The sequence below is a fragment of the Halorubrum sp. GN12_10-3_MGM genome (assembly GCF_005435235.1).
Lineage (GTDB): Archaea > Halobacteriota > Halobacteria > Halobacteriales > Haloferacaceae > Halorubrum > Halorubrum ezzemoulense.
Genome location: NZ_SGUB01000022.1, coordinates 47,017 through 53,016 on the forward strand (window position 1 = coordinate 47,017; position 6,000 = coordinate 53,016).

The window sequence follows — 6,000 nt, forward strand, 5'->3', positions numbered from 1 at the left end:
AATAAACTCAACCCGGCCAAAATGTGGTCCTGCTCACTGAGATAAAGTCACTTATCCAGAAATCTAGGATAGATTGAAGTCACGGCAGCGAGAACGGTCGTCCGAGAACGATGGGAGGCGATCGACAGTCGGTGAAGACGTACGTGCCGACGGAACAGAAGGACGTGTGGCGCGACCACGCCGACGAGCTCGACATGTCGCTGAGCGAGTTCGTCAGGACGATGGTTCAGGCCGGGCGGAGGGGGTTCGCGCCGACCGGATCGGAAGGTCGGGAGGAGCCCCCTTCCGAGCCCGCCGACCCCGGGGGTAGCGACCTCGAAAAGCGCGTCCACGCGGCTCTCGAATCGGGGCCCCGCTCGTGGGACGAACTCGTCCAAGCGGTGGTCGGCGACGTGGAGGACGAACTGGAGGAGACCCTCGACGAGCTACAGGAGCGCAATCGGATCCGGTACAGCGGCCGAGAAGGGGGGTACGTGTTGACCGATGAGTAGCGCGAGAGCGTCTCCGGACCCCGACGACCCCGTCGGCTACTTCCTCGAAGACCTCACCTACCACGGAAAGACGGACCGGACCAGGGCGGCGTACGAGCGCGTCCTCCGGCGGTTCGAGGCGTTCCTGGACGACGTTGATCCGGAGGCCGCGACGCACCGCGACTGTATGGCGTTCGTCCACTCGCTGCGGGGTGACGTCGCCGACAGCACGGTCGCGACGTACGCGGCGTACCTCCACCGGTTTTACGGGTACATGACGGAGGTAAAGGCCTTCGACGGTAACCCGATGACGCTGGTGATGGAGGAAATGGACGAGACCGTCGATAAGGACCCGGCCCGCCGCGACGTCTCGGTCCCTGCGATGCGCTCGTTCGTCGCCGGAATCCGGCACCCGCTCCACCGCGCGCTGGTGGTGACGCTCCTCAAGACCGGCATGCGGGTCGGCGAGCTGTGTAACCTCGACCTGCGAGACCTGTCGGTCAGCGACCCGGACCTCCTCAACGCGGCGTACTCGCTCGGGGGACGCCCGGCGCTGTCCGAACGGCCGGACTCGATTTTCGTGACCGCCGAGGCGACCGTCGGCGAGGAGCTGAACGGGGAGGTGCGAACGGCCGCGAACAAACGGAAGCGCGGGACGGTGATCCCGGTCGACGACGAACTCCGCAGAGCGCTGAAGGCGTGGCTCGCGGTGCGTCCGGACTCGCCGTCGCCGGCTGAGCCGCTGTTCGTCGGCACCGCGGAGGGATGGGGGGAACGATTGGAACCGCAGGCGGTCAGACACGTCGTCGAGCGGCACGCCCGCGAGGAGGGGTGGTACCGGACCGGCGGCGGCGCCGACGAGAACGTCACGCCCCACTACTTCCGCCACTTCTTCACGACGCACCTCCGCGACAGAACCGGCGACCGCGGAGTGGTGAAGTACCTCCGCGGCGATGTCGCCGACGACGTGATCGACACGTACACGCACAACTGGGGGGATCAGGTCCGGGAGGTTTACGAGGCGAACGTCTACCGACTCTTCGCGTGAGAGTGGTTCCAATTTCGTCGTCCCAGTAGCGACTCGTTTCGTTCGAGCGCAGCCACGTAAATCGTATATGGCTATATCCAAACTGTGGGGCCGGTCGCGAAGATACCGGGGTGGTCGCACACGAGCACGGTGGGCTGAACCCTTCCGAAAATAGTCGACGGCGCGGCCCGCCGCTCGAACGGTCCGCGTGTCGACTGACGGCGAAGCACCGCGTCACTCACATGTCGGGAGACGGTGAAGCAACGGCGATGGCGCTCCTGAGAGTGCCGCCCTCACCGGCCTGTCCGTCCTCGCCGGGACGGCGGTCACCGCCATCCTCTGTGTCGGACCCCGGGGCTGTCCCGCGCGGCGAACGGCTTCGGCGACCGCTCTCGCGACGTAGCCCCGTACCTCGCGGCGGCGCCGGCGGACCGCGAGCCGGTACCCGGTTCCGGCGAGCGGTACGGCTGGGCGCTCGCGGAAGGGACCGGCGCGGCCGCGGCGCTCGGGGAGCGCGCCCGCGACCGGGGCGGCGACGTAGCCGCCGAGCGATTCCGCGAGCGGCGCAACCGGTTCGTCGACTGCGTCGACACGTACCGCGGCCCAGCCGGGCCTTGGTACGAGAAGCTCTCGCCCGCGGGGAGCGACGGCGGCCCCGTACCGCCGGAGCCGCCGGGCGTCGAACCAGACTACCACCCCGCGAGCGCCCACTTCGAGAGCTGGCGCTCCGGGTGCGGTGAGCGCGGAGAACGGCTCAGGCGACCGAAAGGAAAGAGTGGGCGCGGTCCGCCCGACGGTCACTCCTCGTCGAGGAGGCTCTCGACGAGAGCCTCAGGGTCGAATCGCGTGATGTCGTCGTACCCCTGCCCGGTTCCGAGGAAGAGGATCGGTTTCCCGGTGACGTACGCGACCGAAATGGCGGCGCCACCGGAGGAGTCGGCGTCGGCCTTCGTCAAGATTGCGCCGTCGATCGCGGCGGCGTCGTTGAACTCTTTCGCGCGGTTGACCGCGTCCTGCCCCGCGACGGCCTCGTCGACGAACAGCGTCATGTCCGGGTCGACGACGCGGTCAATCTTCTCCAGTTGCGCCATTAGGTCGTCGCTCGTGTGGAGCCGCCCCGCCGTGTCGCCGAGGACGACGTCGACGTCGTTCGCCTCGGCGTACTCGACGCCGTCGTAGATGACGGCCGCCGGGTCGCCGCCCTGGTCGTGGCTGATCAGGTCGCGGCCGAGCCGGTCGGCGTGTTCGCGGATCTGCTCGTTCGCGCCCGCGCGGTACGTGTCGCCGTTCGCGAGGACGGATGAGTAGCCTCGGTCACCGAGCCACTCGGAGAGCTTCGCGATGCTCGTCGTCTTCCCGACGCCGTTGACGCCGGTGAAGACGATGGTGACGGGTTTGTCGGCCTCGGCGATCCGCTCTTCGAAGTCGAACTGTCCGACGGCGATGACGTCGAGGAGGGCGTCGTGGAGCGCAGACTCGACGAGTTCGCCGGTCGTCTCGACCTGCTTGCGGGACTCGCCGAGCATGCTCTCGCGGACGCTGTCGAGGATCTGCTCGGCGACGCTCATCTCCACGTCGCTCTCGAGCAGCGCCATCTCGAGGTTCCACAGCGGCTCCTCGAGGTCCTCCTCCTCGATGATGATGCGCCCTGTCGCGAACGCCTTCGCGCGCTGGAAGGTACTCGGCTCGTCGTCGTTCGACGACTCGTCCGAACCGCCCGCGTCGCCGTCGACCGCCGAACGGGATTCCGCGGTCGCGTCGGCGCCGCTCTCGGCGGTCGTCGCTTCCTCGGGCGGGGCCTCGTCCTCCTCGGCCTCCGTCGACTCCTCGACGTCCTCGCGGAAGCCGGAGAGCTTGTCTTTCAGTCCGTCGAACACGGTATAGTCTCCGTCTTACTCCCCGTCGCCTTCCTCGGCCTGCTGCATCTGCTGCATCTGCTGTTGCTGCATCTGCTGTTGCATCTGCTGGGCCTGCTGTTCGAGCTCGTCGCTCTCGGACTCCAGCTCGTCGACCTCCTCCTGCGTCTCCTCGATCCGGTCGTCGAGCGCCTCCTGCTTGCGCCGGAGGACGTCGATCGCGTCGCCCTGCTCCTGCTCCGCGGAGTAGTTCCCGCCGAGCGAGACGATGACCTCGTCGATGTCCTGGACCTCCGCGCGGAGGTAGGCGCCGCCGCCGAGCGGGACCTGAACGGTCGCGCCCGTGTCGAGGGTCTTGATGGCCTCGACGGCGTCGTCGATGTCGGCCTTCTCCTCGCGGTAGTCGGCGATTTCGCCTTCGAGGGCCTCGATCTCCTCGTCGAGCGCCTGGATCTCCTGTGAGAGCTGCTGGAGCTGCTGTTGTCCGCCGCCCATCATGCCTCGGACACCTCCTCGATCTCGATCTGGGTGCGCTTCCGGTTGTGCTGGCTCCCGACCGTGGTGTAGATCCGCTCGCGGGCGAGGTCCTCGTTCTCCGCCTCGATGTCCTTCGTGAACGGCTGGTCGCCGTCTCGGCTCTGGAACCGTCCACTCACCGTGTAGGTACTCATGTTCCCCGATCCGGCAGGGACAGGGAAGTATCTTCCTAAAAGGCGACAGGCGGCCGCGTCATCGCGGACCGCCCGCGACGACGGCCGTCACGGCGTCGCGTCACGGAAATCGTGTGCCGAGGGAGGTCATCCCGAGAGGTCCGCGCGGCGGAATCGGACGATAGCGATCGCGAGGAGGACGGCCGTCGCGGCGAGCAGGACTGCGGCGCCCGTGAGGTCGTACTCGCCCAACACCAACACCGCGGAGGGGTCGTAGTGGGCCGTCGGGCTGACGTTCCCGGCCGCGGCGTAGTCGGTGCTGGCGACGAGGGAGTCGAACATGAACAGCGCGAACAGTCCCCCGAGCGCGACCCGCTGAGCGACCCCCGGCCGCGAGAGCAGCGTCGAGACGGCGATACCCGCCGCGACGCACGCCACGTGATACGGCACCGCGAGCGCGTGGACCGCCGCGAGGCGTTCGACCGCGATCGTCTCGCCGACCGCGACGACGCCGACGTACGCGACGACCGGCAGCACGACATTGAGGAGGACGACGAGCGGAACCAGTCCGAGAAACCGACCGATCACGACGTCACGTCGCGCGACGGGCGCCGACAGCGTCAGGTCCATGCGACCGGAGGCGACGTCCCCCGCTATCGTCCCGCCGGCGAGGTACGCCAGGTACAGCCCGACCAGCAGGAGCCAGGCGAACTGGTAGAACTCAACCGCGAGGAAGCCCTCGATAGATGAGATGGCGATGATCCCGAACGCCTCCCGGACCGCGGGCGGGAACGCCTCGACGTACGCGTCGAGGTCGACGTCCGCGGTCGCCAGGGACGGGAAGAACGCGAGGAACACCAACAGGAACGAGGAGAGCAGGCCAGTCAGCACGACCGTTCCGCGGGCCCGGCCGGCGGCGTCGTACCGTGCGATCGCGAGCCACGGGGTCGCGCGGTCGCTCATCGCTCGTCACCCCCCGATTCGGCGGTCGGATCCGCGTGCGCTCCGCGGTTGGTCGACGCCTCGGCCTCCTGACGCTCGCCGCCGCCGATCGGTCCCGGAACGTCGCCGTCGTAGAACGTCATGAACGCCTCTTCGAGCGGCGCATCGACGACGTCGAGGTCGAGGACGGTGTACCTCGAGAGCAGGTCGACCAGCGCGTCGTACTCGCCGGTCCACGTGAACGAGACGGTCTCCCCGACGCGCAGATTCATGATCCCGCGGAGCTCGAAGTCGCCGCGATCGACGTCTTCGGCGACGCGGATCCGCACCTGCTTGCCGCCGCGAGAGCGGAGGTCCGCGACCGACTCGACCGCGACGAGGTGCCCCTCTCGGAGGACGCCGACGCGATCGCACAACGCCGCCACCTCGCCCAGCACGTGGGACGAGAGGAGGACGCTCGCCCCGTCGCCGACGCGCTCGCGGACGAGGCCCGCGAACTCCTCTTGAAGCAGCGGATCGAGTCCGGAGGTCGGCTCGTCGAGCAACAGGAGTTCCGGGTCGTGCATGAACGCGGCCACCAGCGCGACCTTCTGCCGGTTTCCCCGGGAGAGGTCGCCGATGCGGCGCGACTCGTCGAGCCCGAAGCGTTCGACGAGGCGGTCGCGACTCGACTCCCCGCGGAGCGCCGCTTGGTGGTCTAAGAACGCGCCGGCCGTACGGTCGCGGTCGAGCCCCGGATCCCCGGGGAGGTACCCGATCCGCTCGCGTGCGCGACGCGACGCGACCGGGTCCGTGGCGTCGCGCCCGAGGAGCGTCGCGCCGCCGTCCGTCGGCGACAGGAACCCCAACAGCGTGCGGATCGCGGTCGTCTTCCCCGCGCCGTTCGGGCCGAGGAAGCCGAACACCTCGCCGTCCTCGACGGTGAAGGAGACGTCTTCGATCCCCCGGACGTCGCCGTAGTACTTGGAGAGGCCGCGGCACTCGATAGCGGGCATACCGTCCTCAACTCCGCTGTAGCTCTTAAATGTGGGAGTGAGGTTCGCGAAGCGAAGCGG

At 68.4% G+C, this 6,000-nt stretch carries 7 protein-coding genes; 2 read left to right on the forward strand and 5 right to left on the reverse strand.

Annotation, left to right across the window (positions count from 1 at the left end):
* Positions 1-110: 110 nt before the first annotated feature.
* Together EXE47_RS14445 and EXE47_RS14450 are read left to right on the forward strand one after the other, a co-directional pair.
* Positions 111-491: a DUF5805 domain-containing protein gene (locus tag EXE47_RS14445; protein ID WP_049929516.1), complete on the forward strand. Its 381-nt coding sequence runs from the start codon at positions 111-113 to the stop codon at positions 489-491.
* Positions 484-1,518: a tyrosine-type recombinase/integrase gene (locus EXE47_RS14450; RefSeq protein ID WP_089307628.1), complete on the forward strand. Its 1,035-nt coding sequence runs from the start codon at positions 484-486 to the stop codon at positions 1,516-1,518. The genes EXE47_RS14445 and EXE47_RS14450 overlap by 8 nt, the downstream gene beginning before the upstream one ends.
* Positions 1,519-2,294: 776 nt before the next feature.
* Here EXE47_RS14450 and ftsY read toward each other — a convergent pair.
* The 5 genes from ftsY to EXE47_RS14485 all read right to left on the reverse strand — a co-directional run bounded on the left by ftsY (position 2,295) and on the right by EXE47_RS14485 (position 5,940).
* Positions 2,295-3,374 (reverse strand): signal recognition particle-docking protein FtsY, encoded by a 1,080-nt coding sequence (gene ftsY / locus EXE47_RS14465; protein WP_089307627.1) that lies wholly within the window; start codon positions 3,372-3,374, stop codon positions 2,295-2,297.
* A 15-nt stretch (positions 3,375-3,389) separates the two neighbouring features.
* On the reverse strand, positions 3,390-3,848 hold the full coding sequence (pfdA, locus tag EXE47_RS14470; protein WP_049929512.1) for a prefoldin subunit alpha: 459 nt from the start codon (positions 3,846-3,848) through the stop codon (positions 3,390-3,392).
* Positions 3,848-4,024 (reverse strand): 50S ribosomal protein L18Ae, encoded by a 177-nt coding sequence (rpl18a, locus tag EXE47_RS14475; RefSeq protein ID WP_049929511.1) that lies wholly within the window; start codon positions 4,022-4,024, stop codon positions 3,848-3,850. The genes pfdA and rpl18a overlap by 1 nt, the downstream gene beginning before the upstream one ends.
* Before the next feature lie 126 nt (positions 4,025-4,150).
* Positions 4,151-4,966 (reverse strand): ABC transporter permease subunit, encoded by an 816-nt coding sequence (locus EXE47_RS14480; RefSeq protein ID WP_086216356.1) that lies wholly within the window; start codon positions 4,964-4,966, stop codon positions 4,151-4,153.
* A complete protein-coding gene (locus tag EXE47_RS14485; RefSeq protein ID WP_086219605.1) occupies positions 4,963-5,940 on the reverse strand; it encodes an ABC transporter ATP-binding protein in 978 nt (325 codons plus the stop codon). The genes EXE47_RS14480 and EXE47_RS14485 overlap by 4 nt, the downstream gene beginning before the upstream one ends.
* Positions 5,941-6,000: the final 60 nt, after the last annotated feature.

Bases quoted from the DNA above. Each gene is read 5' to 3' on its own strand.
- EXE47_RS14445 (WP_049929516.1), top strand. From the start codon at position 111: ATGGGAGGCGATCGACAGTCGGTGAAGACGTACGTGCCGACGGAACAG.
- EXE47_RS14480 (WP_086216356.1), bottom strand. From the start codon at position 4,966: ATGAGCGACCGCGCGACCCCGTGGCTCGCGATCGCACGGTACGACGCC.
- EXE47_RS14485 (WP_086219605.1), bottom strand. From the start codon at position 5,940: ATGCCCGCTATCGAGTGCCGCGGCCTCTCCAAGTACTACGGCGACGTC.
- EXE47_RS14450 (WP_089307628.1), top strand. From the start codon at position 484: ATGAGTAGCGCGAGAGCGTCTCCGGACCCCGACGACCCCGTCGGCTAC.
- rpl18a (WP_049929511.1), bottom strand. From the start codon at position 4,024: ATGAGTACCTACACGGTGAGTGGACGGTTCCAGAGCCGAGACGGCGAC.
- pfdA (WP_049929512.1), bottom strand. From the start codon at position 3,848: ATGGGCGGCGGACAACAGCAGCTCCAGCAGCTCTCACAGGAGATCCAG.